This is a genomic window from Gardnerella sp. DNF01151 (assembly GCF_049244235.1).
GTDB classification, from domain to species: Bacteria; Actinomycetota; Actinomycetes; order Actinomycetales; family Bifidobacteriaceae; genus Bifidobacterium; species Bifidobacterium swidsinskii.
The window spans coordinates 406,330-422,987 of sequence record NZ_CP058389.1 but is presented as its reverse complement, the minus strand read 5'-3'; the positions used below and the strand labels follow the sequence as shown (position 1 = coordinate 422,987).

Annotated in this window: 16 protein-coding genes and 2 tRNA genes; 9 read left to right on the top strand and 9 right to left on the bottom strand. The window is 45.5% G+C overall.

The genetic code is table 11. From position 1 onward, the window contains the following. Positions 1-77 precede the first annotated feature (77 nt). Both HXT37_RS01900 and HXT37_RS01895 read left to right on the top strand, forming a co-directional pair. Positions 78-150: transfer RNA gene (locus tag HXT37_RS01900), tRNA-Thr, on the top strand. Positions 151-220: 70 nt separating this feature from the next. Next, positions 221-301, top strand: a tRNA-Leu gene (locus HXT37_RS01895). Positions 302-314: 13 nt separating this feature from the next. On the opposite strand, the gene HXT37_RS01890 is transcribed toward HXT37_RS01895, so the two are convergent. From HXT37_RS01890 to HXT37_RS01880, 3 genes are all read right to left on the bottom strand, one after another. After that, positions 315-1,001 carry a non-canonical purine NTP pyrophosphatase gene (locus tag HXT37_RS01890; protein WP_119522414.1) on the bottom strand — a complete coding sequence of 229 codons (687 nt, stop codon included), beginning with the start codon at positions 999-1,001 and terminating at the stop codon, positions 315-317. A gap of 22 nt (positions 1,002-1,023) precedes the next feature. Beyond that, complete coding sequence (gene rph, locus HXT37_RS01885) at positions 1,024-1,785, bottom strand: ribonuclease PH (protein WP_012913873.1); 762 nt, start codon at positions 1,783-1,785, stop codon at positions 1,024-1,026. Positions 1,786-1,851: 66 nt separating this feature from the next. Continuing rightward, positions 1,852-3,966: an ABC-F family ATP-binding cassette domain-containing protein gene (locus HXT37_RS01880; protein WP_421779648.1), complete on the bottom strand. Its 2,115-nt coding sequence runs from the start codon at positions 3,964-3,966 to the stop codon at positions 1,852-1,854. Between the two features lie 126 nt (positions 3,967-4,092). On the opposite strand from HXT37_RS01880, the gene rnc reads away from it, so the two are divergent. Next, entirely contained in the window at positions 4,093-4,932 is an 840-nt protein-coding gene (gene rnc, locus HXT37_RS01875; RefSeq protein WP_421779646.1) for a ribonuclease III, read from the top strand. A 515-nt stretch (positions 4,933-5,447) separates the two neighbouring features. On the opposite strand, the gene rpmF is transcribed toward rnc, so the two are convergent. The 6 genes from rpmF to HXT37_RS01845 form a co-directional block, all read right to left on the bottom strand. Next, positions 5,448-5,642 carry a 50S ribosomal protein L32 gene (rpmF, locus tag HXT37_RS01870; protein WP_004574042.1) on the bottom strand — a complete coding sequence of 65 codons (195 nt, stop codon included), beginning with the start codon at positions 5,640-5,642 and terminating at the stop codon, positions 5,448-5,450. Positions 5,643-5,826: 184 nt separating this feature from the next. Beyond that, positions 5,827-6,513 carry a YceD family protein gene (locus HXT37_RS01865; RefSeq protein WP_004110281.1) on the bottom strand — a complete coding sequence of 229 codons (687 nt, stop codon included), beginning with the start codon at positions 6,511-6,513 and terminating at the stop codon, positions 5,827-5,829. A gap of 2 nt (positions 6,514-6,515) precedes the next feature. Then, positions 6,516-7,553 carry a hypothetical protein gene (locus HXT37_RS01860; protein WP_102703370.1) on the bottom strand — a complete coding sequence of 346 codons (1,038 nt, stop codon included), beginning with the start codon at positions 7,551-7,553 and terminating at the stop codon, positions 6,516-6,518. A 15-nt stretch (positions 7,554-7,568) separates the two neighbouring features. Further along, on the bottom strand, positions 7,569-8,117 hold the full coding sequence (coaD, locus tag HXT37_RS01855) for a pantetheine-phosphate adenylyltransferase (protein WP_012913867.1): 549 nt from the start codon (positions 8,115-8,117) through the stop codon (positions 7,569-7,571). A 126-nt stretch (positions 8,118-8,243) separates the two neighbouring features. After that, on the bottom strand, positions 8,244-8,573 hold the full coding sequence (locus HXT37_RS01850) for a DUF3039 domain-containing protein (protein ID WP_012913866.1): 330 nt from the start codon (positions 8,571-8,573) through the stop codon (positions 8,244-8,246). Between the two features lie 234 nt (positions 8,574-8,807). Beyond that, positions 8,808-10,145 (bottom strand): nicotinate phosphoribosyltransferase, encoded by a 1,338-nt coding sequence (locus HXT37_RS01845; protein WP_012913865.1) that lies wholly within the window; start codon positions 10,143-10,145, stop codon positions 8,808-8,810. 471 nt (positions 10,146-10,616) lie between these two features. Between HXT37_RS01845 and cysS the strand changes: the two genes are divergently transcribed. The 6 genes from cysS (at position 10,617) to rimM (ending at position 16,627) form a co-directional block, all read left to right on the top strand. Next, positions 10,617-12,254, top strand: a complete 1,638-nt coding sequence (gene cysS, locus HXT37_RS01840) for a cysteine--tRNA ligase (RefSeq protein WP_033888634.1) — start codon at positions 10,617-10,619, stop codon at positions 12,252-12,254. A gap of 106 nt (positions 12,255-12,360) precedes the next feature. Then, positions 12,361-14,031, top strand: coding sequence for a signal recognition particle protein (gene ffh / locus HXT37_RS01835; RefSeq protein ID WP_004110266.1), 1,671 nt, complete (start codon positions 12,361-12,363; stop codon positions 14,029-14,031). After that, positions 14,028-15,203 (top strand): endonuclease/exonuclease/phosphatase family protein, encoded by a 1,176-nt coding sequence (locus HXT37_RS01830; RefSeq protein ID WP_421779643.1) that lies wholly within the window; start codon positions 14,028-14,030, stop codon positions 15,201-15,203. The genes ffh and HXT37_RS01830 overlap by 4 nt, the downstream gene beginning before the upstream one ends. A 116-nt stretch (positions 15,204-15,319) precedes the next feature. Continuing rightward, a complete protein-coding gene (gene rpsP, locus HXT37_RS01825) occupies positions 15,320-15,790 on the top strand; it encodes a 30S ribosomal protein S16 (RefSeq protein WP_421779641.1) in 471 nt (156 codons plus the stop codon). A 2-nt stretch (positions 15,791-15,792) separates the two neighbouring features. Beyond that, positions 15,793-16,026, top strand: a complete 234-nt coding sequence (locus tag HXT37_RS01820; RefSeq protein WP_004105376.1) for an RNA-binding protein — start codon at positions 15,793-15,795, stop codon at positions 16,024-16,026. 1 nt (position 16,027) lies between these two features. Beyond that, on the top strand, positions 16,028-16,627 hold the full coding sequence (rimM, locus tag HXT37_RS01815; protein WP_033888578.1) for a ribosome maturation factor RimM: 600 nt from the start codon (positions 16,028-16,030) through the stop codon (positions 16,625-16,627). The last annotated feature ends 31 nt before the right edge of the window (positions 16,628-16,658 follow it).

Here is a 16,658-nt window from a genome sequence, read left to right as displayed (position 1 = left end):
CCAAATTGGACAAATTCAAAAATATGATATATAGTGTTTGATTTGTGCGCGAGTCGCGAATGCGTCTCGGGCAACATGCCACTTTAGCTCAGTCGGTAGAGCGTCTCCCTCGTAATGAGAAGGTCGACAGTTCGATTCTGTCAAGTGGCTCTCTGACTCACTCGAGTGTATTAATACTTTTGATTTGTTTTTATTCGCTCGATTGTTTATATGAGTCTATGCGCGAGTGGCGGAATGGTAGACGCGCAGGATTTAGGTTCCTGTGTCTTACGACGTGTGGGTTCAAGTCCCATCTCGCGCACGAAATTTTTCGCTTATTCAGTAATAAATAATGCCTGCAACTCCGGCAAAAGCGCGCGCAAAGCATTACCTCTGTGCGAAATAGCATTCTTTTCTTCTTGAGTCAGCTCTGCACTAGTCAAACCTTTCATTTGCACACCATCGCGAATAGGCTGAAGATCTGGCACAAACAGCGGATCATAGCCGAAACCATTAATTCCGCGCGCCTCGCACAACAAGTGACCAACCATTTCTCCGACTCGAACAGTCTCAAAGCCATGAGAATGCGACATAACACTGCCTTCAGGAACCTCACTGCACCCATCCGGAATAGCAAGAGCTGCAGCACAACGAAAACGAGCAGTACGACATTGATCTGGGATATCAGAAAGTTGGCGCAAAAGAAGCTCATTATTAGCTTTATCATCTCCATGCACACCACTCCACCTAGCAGAAAGAATACCAGGGGCAGCACCAAGCACATCAACGATAAGACCCGAATCGTCTGCAATAGCGGGATAACCTGTTCTTGCAGCAACATCACGCGCTTTGAGCAAAGCATTCTGTTCAAAAGTCACGCCAGTTTCCACAGGATCAGGCAAGCCAAGAGAACCTGCAGTTACTAACTCGAAACTGTCTGCAAGTTTCGACAATTGCTCCTCTAAAATTTGCTTGATTTCAACGAGTTTTCCCTCATTATGTGTTGCCACAATAAGCTTCACGCCCGTTCTCCTTCAATCTCTTCTATTTTGCTAAAGCGGCTTTTTGAGCAGCTTGCAATTCACGATTACCTTTAGTTGCCAAATCAAGTAACGTATTTAATTCGTCGCGATTAAATGGACGATGTTCTGCAGTGCCCTGAATTTCAATGAAAGTACCGGAACCTGTCATAGCTACATTCATATCTGTCATAGCTTGACTGTCCTCAACATAAGGCAAATCCAGCATAGGAGTGCCGTTAATAACGCCTACAGAGACAGCGGAAATAGAATCCTTAATAACATTTGCAGCAGAGCGAATATGACCATTCTTTTCTGCCCAATGAAGCGCATCTACCAAAGCTACATAAGCTCCAGTTACGGAAGCAGTACGAGTTCCACCATCCGCTTGCAACACGTCGCAATCAATTTGAATCTGGCACTCACCCATCGCTTTCATATCGACTACACCGCGCAAGCAGCGACCAATAAGACGACTAATTTCGTGAGTGCGACCACCAATTTTTCCACGCACAGATTCGCGATCAGTTCGCTCAGCTGTTGCTCTAGGAAGCATAGAATATTCGGCAGTTACCCAACCCAAACCGGAATCTCTACGCCAACGAGGCACACCAACCGTAAAAGTTGCGGTACACATTACGCGCGTATTGCCACACTCAATAAGCACAGAGCCTTCAGGAACATCAGTAAATTTACGTGTTATGTGCACAGGTCGGAGCTCGTCAACATCACGACCGTCAACGCGAATTGGTTTTACAGATTCCAACATATCCTTGATTTGAGTCATACCTCACAAATTTAGCACGTGGCTGTTATCTTCTATTTCATCTTCTTAGCACGCAGCAATTTTGTACTAAAGCTGCTCAGAAAGCTCCATCCACTCATCCTCAAGAGCACTTGCTTCTTGCTCGTTTTTTTGGAGATCTTCGTTAAGAGATTGAAGTCCAACAAAGTCACTTGGGTTATGCGCAGCCATTTGCGCTTCAATTTGCGACTTTTCTTCTTCAAGCTTTGTAAGTTTTCGCTCGATTGCTGAAACTCGCCTTGCAGCATCGTGATAGGCTTTGCCGGTAAGTTTGGGCTCAATTACTGTACTTTCTGAACTTTCTTTAGTTGTAGAATTTGCAGCACTCGAAGCATTCGCAGTACTTGAAGCGCCAACAGTACCAGTAGTACCACTACTATTTTCGTGATCGCGTTGCAGCTTTTCTACAATTTGCAAATACTCATCTACACCGCCTGGAAGGTGACGAATTTTGCCGTCAATAAGCGCAAATTGCTGATCTGTTACGCGCTCAAGCAAGTAGCGATCGTGCGAAACAACAATCAAAGTGCCAGGCCAAGTATCGAGCAAATCTTCCATAACTGCAAGCATGTCAGTATCGAGATCGTTTCCAGGCTCATCCATAATCAGCACGTTTGGTTCGTTTAGCAAAATCAGCAGCAGCTGCATACGTCGCTTTTGACCGCCCGAAAGATCCGCAATTGGTGTCATAAGCTGCTCGGGCTTAAAACCAAGCCTTTCCATAAGCTGACCTGGGGTCACTTCTTTGCCATCAATAATATAGCTAGGCTTATAGCGACTTAAAACTTCTTTTACTTTATATTTTCCAAGCTTTTCAAGCTCTTCTAGCCGCTGCGAAAGCACGGCAAATTTTACAGTCTTGCCAATATTTACGTGTCCAAGCGTAGGCTTTAGAGATCCGTCAATAATGTTTAATAATGTTGATTTTCCTGCTCCATTCGCACCCACAATTCCAAAACGATCGCCTGGACCTATAAGCCAAGTTGCATCGTCTAAAATCATGCGTCCAGTAATAGTTTTGCGCGATGCAGCTGAAGTTTCTGCAATGTTTTCTACGCTCGTAGCAGTATTTTCCGAAGTATTTTCCGCAGAATTTTCAAGAGAATTTTCTTGATTTTCGTCAACGGCAATAGTAACGCTTCCCACGTGAGTTGGTTGCGCAAAAGCAGATTCTACGATATCGACTTTATTTGATTTTTCTGCATTATCTTCACCTAAAGATGCGTTTTCTGCAATATCCGGATCGATATTTTTTAACTGCTGAGCGCTATCGAAAATTTGCGTAACGTCAATTAAATCAACAACTTGCTTACCAAGACGCGAAGTTGCCATTTTCTTCAATTCAAGAGTGTCTCTTAGCGGCGGCACATCTGCAATAAGCTCACGCGCTTGCTTTACGTGGAACTTTTGCTTAGTAGAACGCGCACGAGCACCCCTGGAAAGCCAAGCTAACTCTTTTCTCGCCAAATTCCTGCGACGCTCTTCGCGCACATCCGCTTGGCGTTCGCGCTCCACGCGTTGCATCATATAAGCACTGTAACCACCCTCGAAAGGATCAATTACGCCGTCGTGCACTTCCCACATCGAAGTGCAAACCTCGTCCAAGAACCAGCGGTCGTGCGTCACAATCAAAAGCGCACCTTGACCGTCCTGCCAACGGTGAAGAAGATGCTCTGCAAGCCAATGAATCGTCACAACGTCCAAATGATTCGTAGGCTCATCCAAAGCCAAAATATCCCAGTCGCGCAACAATAATCTTGCTAAATCTGCACGTCTGCGCTGACCTCCAGAAAGCGTGCCTACTTTTGCTTCCAAATTTATGCCGCCTAGAAGCGCTTCTACAATTTCGCGCGAACGCTGATCTGCAGCCCACTCGTAATCTTCGCGATTTTCAAGAGCAGCCTCGCGCACAGTTGCGTTATCGTCCAATGGATCGCGCTGATCCAACATGCCAAAAGTAAGCCCACCACGCTTCGTAACGCGACCAGAATCAGGTTGCATTTTACCGGCAAGTAGTCGAAGTAACGTTGATTTACCGTCGCCATTTTTTCCAACAATACCGATTCTGTCGCCTTCAAAAACACCTTGAGTTACGTCTGTAAAAATCGTTTTTGTAGCAAATTCTAGCGAAACTCGTTCTAATCCCAAATCATACGTAGGCATAATCCACAAATATAGCTGAACACTTATACGAAAGGATATAGAAGGAATATGGAAAAATGCGATCGCAAATGCGAACGCGAAGCTTAAAAGTGCTTGTGTTGGTAGTGGACTATAATAATACGTGCTATGAAAACTCAGAACAATCAACAGAATCAACAAAATCAACAGAATATGCAGAGCAAACACAATCAAAATAATCAAAACAACTCACATGCGCAACACAACGAAGACGGAGTTTTGAGATTAGATGGCAATGAAACTCGCCCTGGAGACCCAACACAGGAACTTTTAAACGCTTTAGGCACAACTATTTCGCCGGATCTTTTGGTAGAAGCACTCACCCACCGCTCGTTCTCGCACGAGCATCCTGGCACACGAAATTATGAGCGACTTGAGTTTTTGGGCGATGCTGTGCTTGAGTTAGTTTCCACAGAAACGCTGTTTTCTGCACATCCAGACATGACTGAAGGTCAGCTTGCGAAGATGCGAGCGAAAGCTGTGTCTGAATGGGCGCTTTCTGCTGTTGCGCGCGAAAAGCTGCATGTTGGCGCGTATATTCTTCTCGGTCGCGGAGAAATGGAGCAGGGCGGAAATAATAAAGATTCAATTTTGTGCGATATTGTTGAAGCGCTTATTGGTGCAACTTTTGTTGAACATGGAATTGATGAAGCTCGCAGAGTTGTGCATCGTTTGATTGACGACACTTTGGCGGAAGTGCTAACTGAAGGACCAGCTCTTGATTGGAAGACTTCGCTTACAGTCAAAGCTCACGATATGGGTTTGGAAGATCCAGAGTATCGAATGGCTGTTTCTGGACCAGAATACGCTCCAGTATTTGAGGCTCGCGCGGTTTTGGTACGTAAGGATGGCGACGAAGTGTTGGGAGTCGGAAGTGGCTCTAGCAAACGAAAAGCGCAACTCGCAGCCGCCGAAATCGCTTGGCACGCACTCGACGCGCGTAAGTAACTACGAACTTTACCTGATTTGCGAACTTTGTCATCGATACTTCGAATACGATAAGCGACTATCAATCAAAGAACGCTAGCAGTATTGCTCTGCCATCACTACAGCAAAAATAACTACCGCACCACAAAAAACACTAACTATTTTCTGAGTAGTGAGGGGTGGGTGTTGCTTGGTCGAGCAATATAAAAGCGGAGCGATAGCAATATCTTTTTGATAAATAACTATTTTTGAAAGAAAGTAACTAAAAAACTAAACTTAACTATGCAACCGCTAAGTCCAAATAAGGTATAAGAGCGTAGCGCTGTCCTCACGGCTAATTGCCGCTCGGCTGAGCTTGCGTGGAAAGTCCACTGGACTTTCCACCTGAGCAAGCTCACGCTCCGAGTTGCTTTCGCGAGCACAATGCTGCGCGAAAGCAGGTCGTCGCGCAAGCAACCCCACCCCTCACAGCCACAATACGCAAGAAAAAGAAAAACCCTGCCACCCGTCGATGGCAGGGTTTCTATTAATAAAACCTACTTGGTGTGCTCGGAGCGAATAGCTTCACGATAAACACGACCACGGAAGGTTCCGCAAGATGGGCAAGCCATGTGTGGGAATGCCTGAGAACCGCAGTTCGGGCAAGTCACAGTCTGCACGGCAGACGCCTTCCAATTAGCGCGACGCGAATGCGTATTAGCACGCGAGGTCTTGTACTTAGGCAGTGCCATAATTCTTTCCTCTATTTCATTCAATCGATTGAGCTTAAGCGTTCTGTATATTACAGCAAGCGCCGTACAAATTACTAATTTACGTGAACTTGAGTGAGATTTAAGCGAAATCTGTTTTGCGCAAAAGCTCGCGCTCTAAGCGCTCGCTACGAAACTCGCGTTGGAAGTCCACTGGACTTCCAACCTAAGCGAGTTTCCGCTCCGAGTTGCCTTCGCGCGCTAAATCGCAGCGCTCAGGCAGGTCGTCGCGCTTTTCATTCTGCTCAAGCTGAGCTTTCAAATCCTCTAAAGCAGCAAAACGAATATCCGTAACGTCATGATGATGATCTGGATGCTCGTTTAAGTTTTCGCCACACTGAGAGCAAAGTCCGCGACAATCCGGCTCGCACAACGGTTGCAACGGCAGCTCACTTACCATCGTGTCGCGAATAAGAGCCTCAATATCCGCAAAATCACCACCCGCAACTAGAGGATACACATTGCCTGACTCGTCATTTTCATCCCAAATTTGCGATTCAGCTTCATCCGCATCGCCACGAGTATTGCGATTATCCGAACGATTAGAACGCGAGTCAGCATATGGAAAGAATACGCACACATCCACTTTCCAATCGCGACGAAGCGGCATCAAGCATCGAGTACATTCTGCATGCACCGGGGCAGTAATACTGCCCTGAAACATTAAGCCGTCAACCACAGCATCAAAATCGCCATCAACCATAACATCACTGCCTGGCTTTACGCCAATAACGTAATCTCCAATACCTTCCGGCGCCGGAAATACGCGATGCAACGACATGCTACTACCAGCGCGCGCAGCCATTTGCGCTACTGGAACAGCCCATGGTGATTGGGATGGATGCGAAGCCATTACTAATTCCTTTCCTCTTCATCATCGTCATACAATGATGAGCTAATGTCATTTTGTACGTGCGCTGCAGCTCGACGACGATCTTCCAACACTCGCTGACCCGCTTGCACATCTTGTTCTAATTTATCTAGCTGCTGCTTTAAGCCTTCCATAACAGTCGCGCAATACTGATCCGCACCTTGCGTAAGCTTGTCTGATTTTGCTTGCGCAGTAGCGAGAATATCGCGAGCTTTCTGTTTTGCTAAAGCCGTTACGTTTTCTTGACCTGCTAAAAATTGAGCACGCTCTTGCGCTTCTTCAATTATTTCTGCAGATTGAGATTGCGCTGAAGAAACAATAGAGCTTGCTTGTGCTTGCGCTGTACGCAAACGTCGCTCTGCTTCTCGCATTAACGCAGAAGCTCGCTCCAATTGCACAGGAAGCATATCTTTCAAACGCGCTAACTGGTCAACGAACTCATCGCGATCAATTTTTACCATTCCTGCAGCAAACAAAACATTCTTGGCTTCCGAAAGAGTTGCTTCCATTGCGTCAATAATGTCGTAAACTGTAGTAAATTCAGCGCGGCTCTTTGAACGCGCTTCATCGCTTATTGTTTCTGCAGCTACTTTTGAAGTTTCAGATTCATTTTCCTCAAAGTCGATAACGCCACCATCTTCTCGCTCTCGTAAATCTGGAAGAGGGAAAGGAGAAAATGATGCTGGCGAAGAAGCTGCTTTGCTATTTTTCTTGTTCTTATTTGTACTATCAGCACCATTATCCTGCACATCTTCCGCAGCAGAAACACTTCCAACTGCCGCAACAGATGACGTTTCTGTGTTGTCAGCATCTGTATCAACTAATAGGTCGCCTTCATGCGCACTTCGTACGTCGGATTGCGTTTTATTTACAACGCCATCTTGAGCATCTTCTTCATCTGCGAGAACCGGATGCAATGGCAGCTTTTGATTGCGATCAACTTGCACTTCGCGCTCCATCGTGTCGTCTCCTTCACTAGATAATCCAGAAGTTGCGTCAGTAAGTTCATTTTTATTTGTCATCTTCTACTCTCCTGTTCAATTGTTCAGCATAGATGAATTATTATCTACGCCTAATGATTGCTCACTAAAAAGCTTTTTTAATAAGGGTATTACGTTATCTGGAACCATGCCAGTAACATTTCCCCCATGACGAGCAACATCTTTAACCACAGAGCTTGAAACATGCTCAAGCACAGGATCAGCAGGCAGGAAAAGCGTTTCGATACCTGCTAATTTGCGGTTCACTAGTGCCATTCCAAGTTCTGCCTCATAATCACCGTTTTGACGTAAGCCTTTTACGATTACTGTAGCACCAACTTTTGTACAGTAGTCAGTAATCAAACCAGCTGTTGAAGTTACTACTATTTTGCAATCGCGATTGAAGCTATTTTGAGATTGCGGCAAATTATTTATTGCTTCTTGAATAATTTTTACGCGCTCAGATTCAGAAAATAACGGAGTCTTTGCAGCATTTACCGCAACTAGCACATGTACTTCATCAAATAGATGCGTACAACGTTGTATTACGTCTAAATGGCCGGCAGTGACTGGATCATACGAGCCGGGGCACACAGCTATAGTCATGCTTTTAGATTATCACCCATTGCGCTCAGAACAAAAATATATTAAAAAATAGCGTTACTTTTATCGTTAAAGATAGAAGTAACGCTAATACGCAATATAAACTACTTAAATACGCAACATAATTACTTAAAAATTAAACTTTCCTAATTCCTCGTATATGCGCTTACATTCAGGGCAAACTGGGTAGTCATTTGCTTCGTGTCGAGGAATCCACACTTTACCGCATAAAGCTACTACTGGTCGACCAGTTAAGCGCGACTCATCAATTTTGTCTTTTGACACATAGTGCGCAAAACGATCTGCATTACCACCATCATCTAGACGAGCATCTTCGTCAACTTCTGGACGTTCTAGAACAGAAGTGCTTGTGCCGGAACCAGAATCTGGATTTGCGGATTGCGAACCAGATTCCATAACAGCATCTAACGCATTATCTGCTTCTAAAGATGAAAACATATCGCATCCTTTCGTAACGCATTGTGTAACGAATTTCGTAGCGCACTAAAATTTAATTGAATTTTATTAGCAAAATCAAGCATAAAGCATTATCGCAACAAACGCTCAAAAAAGCTGTCAGAAACGCTAGTCTTTACGCATGAATTATTCGCTAATTATTCGCGAAAATTATTTGCGAATCTTATTTAGTTATTTAGTAAAGTTTAGTTTTAAAAAGATTAATTTATAGTACTTTTATAGTACTTGAATTTCTGTTGGTATTGCAGGGTCTCCGCGCATCAAACTTTGCGCAGCCAAAGGCAGTCGACGCAAAGCAGAAGCGCAATAATCCTGGGCACGTATAATCGCATCGTGACCCATAAACTGTTCGTCAGCTTCACCATCGACCATGTAATCAACTAGCAGATTTTCCCACGAATCCTTAGGCTTAAACTGAGCGAGCGCAACTTCCGAACCGGAAATCACGCGTTCGCAATCAGCTACACCGCAAGAATCGTTGCTGTAATCGTATGAACGATACGCCAACTTACGTCCAGGCACAGTCGCTTTATTCTTAGAACGCTTAGCAACAGGCTGCATTACACCATCTGCACCCTCACGCTCAGTAAGCTTATAAACCATTGCACAAGTTGGAGCACCGGAGCCGGTTACAAGCATTGTGCCGATGCCGTAAGAATCCACAGGCGCATTTTGTAAGGAAGCAAGAGCATACTCGTCCAAATCGTTAGTAACTGTAATCTTTGTGTTTTTAGCACCCAACTCGTCGAGCTGATTCCTAACGCGACGAGCCAGAGCGCACAAATCTCCAGAATCAATACGAATTCCGCCAAGATCTGGACCTGCAACTTCCACGGCTGTCTTTACAGCTTCCTCAATATTATAAGTGTCAACAAGAAGCGTAGTGCCTTTGCCAAGAGCTGCAATTTGAGAAGTGAAAGCGTCACGCTCGGTGTCGTGAACAAGAGTGAAGCAGTGAGCTGCGGTTCCGATTGCCTTCAATCCGTAAAGTTTTGCAGCCAACAGATTTGCAGTACCTTTAAAACCGCCAATAACCGCTGCGCGAGATGCAGCAACTGCAGAATATTCGTTTGTGCGACGGCCGCCCATATCCATGCAAGGACGACCTGCGGAGGCTGAAACCATACGTGCTGCGGCAGAGGCAACCGCGCAATCGTAATTAAGCACAGAAAGAAGCACAGTTTCAAGCAAAGTGCACTCACCAAAAGTGCCTTCTACCTGCAAAATTGGCGAATTCGGGAAGAACATCTCCCCCTCGCGATAACCGGAAATTTTACCGTGGAATCGGAAATTTTCCAGCCATTCAATGGTTTCTGCGCTAACAATTTTACGATCACTTAAGAAACACAAATCATCTTCCGAAAGATGGAATTTTTGCAGCTCTTCCAAAATGCGGCCCATGCCAGCAACAACTCCGTAACGACGACCTTGAGGCAAGTGGCGCGTAAAAATTTCAAAAACGCACTTGCGATTTGCAGTGCCGTCTTTAAGAGCAGCGTCGAGCATAGTGTATTCATACATGTCCGTCATAAGAGCAGATGAAATCTCAGCCATGATATTCCTTTCGTAACGAACAAAATAAAAACTAGTTACTAATTACCAATTCTTTGGGAGTGGCGTAGTACGCGCGAGTAGTTAATAAGTATTCACAACGTAACACTGGAATCATATTAGCTCTATCTACTGAGCTTGTTACTTGGCTGATACTTGGGCTGTGTGGGAAACAGCGAGCGCGACGATATACCTGAGCACTGCGCAACGGATAACGCTCCAAACGCGAGATAAGTTCCCCACATTTGGAGTGCCAAACCACAAGCTCGCACTATAAGCGCTCGCTTACGAAACTCGCGTTGGAAGTCCACTGGACTTCCAACCTAAGCGAGTTTCCGCTCCGAGTTGCTTTCGCGCGCGCTGTGCTACGCTCAAGCAGGCCGTCGCGCCAACGCGAGAAAAGTTGCGCACGTTTGGAGTAATAGACAAAGCAATGCCAAATCGCAGTATAAAGAAGCATTTATAATAGCAATTATGCTTAATAAGAGTTTGAACGAAGAGACTGCAAAAGTTACTAAAGCCGCAGAAAACCTGCACTTATACAACACGGCTTCACATTCAACGAACACTTTCGTACCTAAAAAGCATGGTCAAGTAGGCATGTACGTGTGCGGCGCAACAGTGCAAAGTTCTCCGCATATTGGTCATATTCGCGCAGCGATCGCATTCGATATAATCCGTCGCTGGATGCTGCGTTTAGGATACAAAGTCACGTTTGTTAGAAACGTCACAGATATTGACGACAAAATTATGAAAAAAGCCAACGAATCAGGGCAAAATTGGTGGGAACGAGCATATATTTACGAGCGCGAATTTACAAAATCCTACAATACTTTAGGAGTGCTTGCGCCAACAGTTGAGCCACGCGCAACAGGTCATATTACAGACATGGTTGAGCTGATTGAACGCTTAATCGAACGCGGTCACGCATATGTTATTAAAGACAATGACGGAAATCCTACTGGAAATGTCTATTTTGACGTGCCAAGTTGGGAGCATTACGGCGAATTAACGCACCAAAATCAGAACCAAAATGAAACTTGCGCAGATGAAGCCGCAGCTATCGCAGACGCGAAAGGTCCAAGCGTAGACGCTGCCGAAAACGATATTTACAATCCAACAGATCCTGCAGATGCTTCACCAGACAAACACGATCCTAGGGATTTCGCACTTTGGAAAGCACCTTGCGATTTCGATCAGCCGGATGCGCGCTGGAAAACTCCTTTTGGCGAGGGACGCCCTGGTTGGCATATTGAATGCTCTGCTATGAGCCATCGTTATCTTGGAAATGATTTCGATATTCACGGAGGCGGCCTGGATTTGCGTTTCCCTCACCACGAAAACGAAATGGCACAAACGCGTGCTGCTGGATGGGAAAGCGCCAATGTGTGGATGCATTCAGCATGGGTTACCGCCAAAGGTGAAAAAATGTCAAAATCGTTGGGAAATGGTCTTTCCGTACCAGTAGTTTTGGCAAATAATTCGGCTTGGGTTGTGCGATATGCTTTGGGAGCAGTGCAATATCGCGCAATGTTGGAGTGGTCTGACCAAGCTTTGGTGGAGTCAAAATCGGCTTATGATCGCATTATGAACTTCCTCGAGAGAGCTGACAGATTGCTTGACAAGAAGCCAACTTGCGAAGAAGTGCGCTCTGTTAACGCAGACGAGCTTCCGGAAGATTTCACTCGCGCTATGAACGATGACATTAACGTTTCTGGCGCAATCGCAGAAATATTTACTACAATTCGTCAAGGAAATACTCTTATTGACGACTGCAGCAAAGATTCTTCACAAGCACAAAGCGAAAGCGTACAAAAGCTCATATATCTCGCTGTTTTGCAAGTGCGAGCTATGTTAGATACTTTGGGCTTGGATCCTTACGCACAAACGTGGGCTTCGAACGATAATCAATCGCCTGCAGAAGGCTCAAACGGCAAGGAAAACAAAGAACACTCAGCTTTGGACTCTTTAATTACTTTGCAACTTAAAGCTAGAGCAGATGCTAGAAAAGCAAAGGATTTTGCTACTGCAGATGCTATTCGCGACGCGTTAAATAACGCAGGAATTGTAATTGTCGATACTTCGCAAGAATCATCTTGGCATTTGCAATAAACGAAAGTAACGCAAAAGCAAAAGAAAACGCGAAAGTATTAATTAGCAAATCAAGTTAGCAATTGCACTAAAGTTACGTTAGCAACAACAGGTAGAATGGAAAACTATGGCAGCATTTAGTTCGTTAACAGACCGCCTTTCCAATGCTTTTAAGCATTTGCGCAGCAAAGGCAAGCTATCAGAATCCGATATTGACGGCACAATTCGCGAGATTCGCCGCGCACTTCTCGACGCAGACGTTGCGTTGGAAGTAGTCCGCTCATTCACTGCTCGAATTCGCGAGCGCGCTCTTGGTGAGGAAGTTTCGCACGCTTTAAACCCAGCTCAGCAAGTTGTGAAAATTGTAAACGACGAGCTTACGCAAGTATTGGGCGCAGGTGTAGATAGGCAGCTTAATTTTGCGAAGTATCCTCCAACTGTAATTATGCTTGCAGGTTTGCAAGGTGCGGGTAAAACTACGCTTGCTGGAAAGCTAGGCTACTGGCTGAAGGATGCAGGCCATACTCCTTTGCTTGTAGCAGCAGATTTGCAACGACCTAATGCAGTCACGCAGCTGCAAGTTGTTGGCGAGCGCGCAGGAGTTCCTGTATTTGCTCCAGAAAAGGGCGTACAAACAGGCGGAAGTGCGATTTCTTTGCCATGGTTCACTAAAGGCGACCCGGTTAAGGTTGCGCGCGATTCTATTAATTATGCGCGCGAAAAAATGTATGACACTGTGATTATTGATACCGCAGGTCGTTTGGGTGTTGACGAAGAGCTCATGAAGCAGGCACGCAATATTCGCGATGCCGTGCAACCGCAAGAAGTGCTGTTTGTTATTGACGCAATGATTGGTCAAGATGCTGTTCGCACTGCTCAAGCTTTTAACGATGGCGTAAACTTTACCGGCGTTGTGCTTTCTAAGCTTGATGGCGACGCTCGAGGCGGTGCTGCACTTTCGGTTGCAAGCGTTACTGGAAAACCGATTTTGTTTGCCTCTACAGGTGAAGGTTTGAAGGATTTTGAAATCTTCCATCCTGATCGAATGGCTTCACGCATACTCGATATGGGCGATATTTTGACGCTTATTGAGCACGCACAGAAGCAGTTCGACGAAGAAGAATCACGCAAGGCTGCTGCAAAAATAGCTGAAGGCAGCTTTGGTTTGGATGATTTTTTGGAGCAGCTTCAGCAAGTTCGTAAGCTTGGCTCAATGAAGAAGCTTTTGGGTATGATGCCTGGAATGGCTGCCCACCGTCAAGAGCTTGAGCAGTTTGACGATAAGGAAATTGACCGCACTGAGGCGATTATTCGCTCTATGACTCCTCAAGAGCGTAGAAATACAAAGATTATTGACGGATCTCGCCGCGCGAGAATTGCTGCCGGATCAGGTGTGAGCGTTTCGCAAGTTAATGCACTTTTGCAACGTTTCGAACAGGCTGCAAAAATGATGAAGCGAATGAGCGGTGGAGCTGGAATGCCTGGCATGGGCGGCATTCCTGGATTCGGTGGAGCCGGCAGTAAGTCGAAGCGCAAAGACAAGAAAGGCAAGAAGAAGGTCGGAAAGTCCGGAAATCCAATGCGCAGGGAAGCTGAAGAGCGCGCGTTGCGTGAGCGTCTTTCTGGCGAATCTACTAGCGACGATGTTGCAGGTTCTGCTTTTGCAAAGCCACAGCAACCAAATCTTCAGAATCTTCCTGAAGGACTTAAGGAACTTATGAATTCCGAAGACGCAAATCAAGATAATCAACTGCCACCTAACTTTGGCGGCGGATTAGCTGGCTTATTCGGTCGATGATTTTAGTATTGGCGTTTTTGTGGGTTATATTTGTGCCGCTTCTTTTGTGGCAGCTGATGCGTTGGCTGCCAGCAGGTGCGGATAAATATAACCCACTTCCGTATGTTATTGCGTTGCTTCCACTTGCAACTTACGTTGTGGGAGCACTGTTTTTGTGTAATTTTGGCGCTTTTTTGCTGTATACATGCTGCGCAGAGAAAGTAACGAAATCGCTTAATTTAGCACAATCTTACGCGAAATCTTACGGATATTTATGCGTTGCTTACGCTGCGCTATTTTTGATTTCGCTTAAGTCGCATACGCCGTACTGGTTTGAAAGATTGCGTAGGTTGCACGAAAGCAAATCGTCGCGCAAAAGCTGCAAGGAACGGCATCAAGAAATACGCGTGATGACTCTTAACTGCAGATACGGAAAAGCGAGTGCATCCGAAATAATAGAAATAACGAAAAAATATCACGTAAATACGTTACTTTTACAAGAATTAAGCGAGTCTTTAGTAAAAAATCTTGAAAAACTTGGAATATACGAAATTTTTCCAACTTCGTGCGTAGGTGCGCAAAGTGAGCATAATAACGGCGGATTCAACGCTATTTTTACGCAATATTCCGCGATTTCTACTTGCAATAATTCCGTAAAAATTGAAGCTGCAAGCGTACCAAGCGTTACAACTTGCTTAGATTTTGGTGCAAATGAAAAAGTTTTGGTGAAATTTGCTTCTGCACATCCAAAGTCACCGATGCGTGGGTGTGCTGCTTGGAGTAATGGAATTCGCGCACTTGCGACTATTGATTCTACTACTGATTCTTTCGCCGATTGCACTAACGAATGCGCTGACGAATCTACTTCGAAAACTTGCGATTTAGCAACTCTTACTATTGTTACTGGCGATCTTAATTCCACAGTCGACCACCCAAGCTTTCGCTCGCTTTTGAAATACGGATTTACAGACGTTGCGCTTTCGCTTGGAAAGCGTCTACGCACATGGCCTACATGGCTTAAGTGGCCAAATCTTACACTTGACCATGTGCTATTTTGCGCAAAAAACTGTAAATCTAACGCACTATGGCAAAAGAATGTAGTTGTCGACGGCACTGATCACTTAGCATACATCGCAGCAATCGGCCTACAATCACTAGATAAAAACGTCCAAGCGCGCAGGCATAATGGATAAGTTATTCGCGTGAATCGGCGCCCTCTTCCCGACCACGTGAGGAACATGTGGAAGCTCGCAAGGAGTGCCCCACACCCGAACGAAATTCCACGACTCTAGTTATAAGGAGAGCCATTTTGGCAACCAAGATTCGTCTTAAGCGATTGGGCAAGAAGTTCTATGCCTTCTACCGTGTAGTCATTTCTGATTCACGCAACAAGCGCAACGGTCAGTCCATCGAAGAGATCGGCGTTTACGATCCAAACAAGCAGCCATCTATGATTCAGATTGATTCTGAGCGCGCACAGTACTGGCTTGGCGTTGGCGCACAGCCAACCGAACCAGTGTTGAAACTCTTGAAGATCACTGGTGACTGGCAGAAGTTCAAGGGTCTCGACGGTGCCGAAGGCACGTTGAAGACTTCTGAAGCTGGTCCAGACGCACAGGCTCGCGTTGAAGCTGTTGAAGCTGAAGCTCAGAAGCTGAAGGCCACTAAGTCTGAAGCCGCTGCTAAGGCTCAGGCTGCAGCTGAAGCCGCTGCAAACGAAGCCGAAGAAGCCCCAGCTGAAGCTGCGGAAGCTGCCGAAGCCGAGGAAAAGGCTGAGTAATCATGCTGGCTCAAGCTGTTGAACATCTCATTAAGAACATCGTGGATTTTCCAGATGACGTGTCGGTACGTTCTCACGAAAATGCTCGCGGCGAATTGCTTCGAGTACGCGTGAATCCTGAAGATATTGGTCGCGTTATTGGACGCAATGGTCGTACCGCTAATGCAATTCGCATTGTTGTGCAAGCTTTGAGCAACCACAATGTGCGCGTTGACATTATGGACGTACGTAAGTGAGATGAACGTGGCATTAGACCAACAATCTTTTGACAACCCTCAGCAAAGTCGTAATGACCTGCTGAGGGTTTGTCGTATCGGTAAAGCCCAAGGTTTAAAAGGCGAAGTTACTGTACAAATTTTTACAGATGAGCCTTACGAACGTTTTGAGCCAGGAAATGTATTGTGCACTGCAGACGGCGAGCGCGAGTTCGTTATTGAGAACGCAAGAACATTCAAAAATCGTTGGATTTTACTATTCGAAGAATCACAAAATCGCAACGATGCGGAAGCACTTAATGGCACTGAATTGTATGTGCATGCGGAAGATGCGCAAGAACTTGCTGCCGAAAATGCTTGGTATATTAAGGATTTGGTCGGTTTGCAAGCGCGTTTGTGCGAAGAAAATCAGCTTGGGCTTACTCCTAAAATTATTGGAAAAGTCGTGGATGTGCTCGACGGCGCGCAATCGTTACTGAAAATCCGTTTAGATCATCCGGTTGACGAAGAACATAAAACAGCGCTCGTGCCATTTGTTGAAGCTATTGTGCCGGAAGTTGACGTTGCAAACGGGTATTTGACTATTAATCCTCCTGGCGGTTTAATTCCGGGGCTTTCGTAGTTTTCATAGTTTTATCAGTTTTCGTAGTAGA

Coding starts and splice junctions, on each gene's coding strand:
- rimM (WP_033888578.1), top strand. CDS start 16,028: ATGAACGTGGCATTAGACCAACAATCTTTTGACAACCCTCAGCAAAGT.
- HXT37_RS01820 (WP_004105376.1), top strand. CDS start 15,793: ATGCTGGCTCAAGCTGTTGAACATCTCATTAAGAACATCGTGGATTTT.
- HXT37_RS01850 (WP_012913866.1), bottom strand. CDS start 8,573: ATGTTTTCATCTTTAGAAGCAGATAATGCGTTAGATGCTGTTATGGAA.
- HXT37_RS01830 (WP_421779643.1), top strand. CDS start 14,028: ATGATTTTAGTATTGGCGTTTTTGTGGGTTATATTTGTGCCGCTTCTT.
- rnc (WP_421779646.1), top strand. CDS start 4,093: ATGAAAACTCAGAACAATCAACAGAATCAACAAAATCAACAGAATATG.
- coaD (WP_012913867.1), bottom strand. CDS start 8,117: ATGACTATAGCTGTGTGCCCCGGCTCGTATGATCCAGTCACTGCCGGC.
- ffh (WP_004110266.1), top strand. CDS start 12,361: ATGGCAGCATTTAGTTCGTTAACAGACCGCCTTTCCAATGCTTTTAAG.
- HXT37_RS01860 (WP_102703370.1), bottom strand. CDS start 7,553: ATGACAAATAAAAATGAACTTACTGACGCAACTTCTGGATTATCTAGT.
- cysS (WP_033888634.1), top strand. CDS start 10,617: ATGCTTAATAAGAGTTTGAACGAAGAGACTGCAAAAGTTACTAAAGCC.
- HXT37_RS01880 (WP_421779648.1), bottom strand. CDS start 3,966: ATGCCTACGTATGATTTGGGATTAGAACGAGTTTCGCTAGAATTTGCT.
- rpmF (WP_004574042.1), bottom strand. CDS start 5,642: ATGGCACTGCCTAAGTACAAGACCTCGCGTGCTAATACGCATTCGCGT.
- rph (WP_012913873.1), bottom strand. CDS start 1,785: ATGACTCAAATCAAGGATATGTTGGAATCTGTAAAACCAATTCGCGTT.
- HXT37_RS01865 (WP_004110281.1), bottom strand. CDS start 6,513: ATGGCTTCGCATCCATCCCAATCACCATGGGCTGTTCCAGTAGCGCAA.
- HXT37_RS01845 (WP_012913865.1), bottom strand. CDS start 10,145: ATGGCTGAGATTTCATCTGCTCTTATGACGGACATGTATGAATACACT.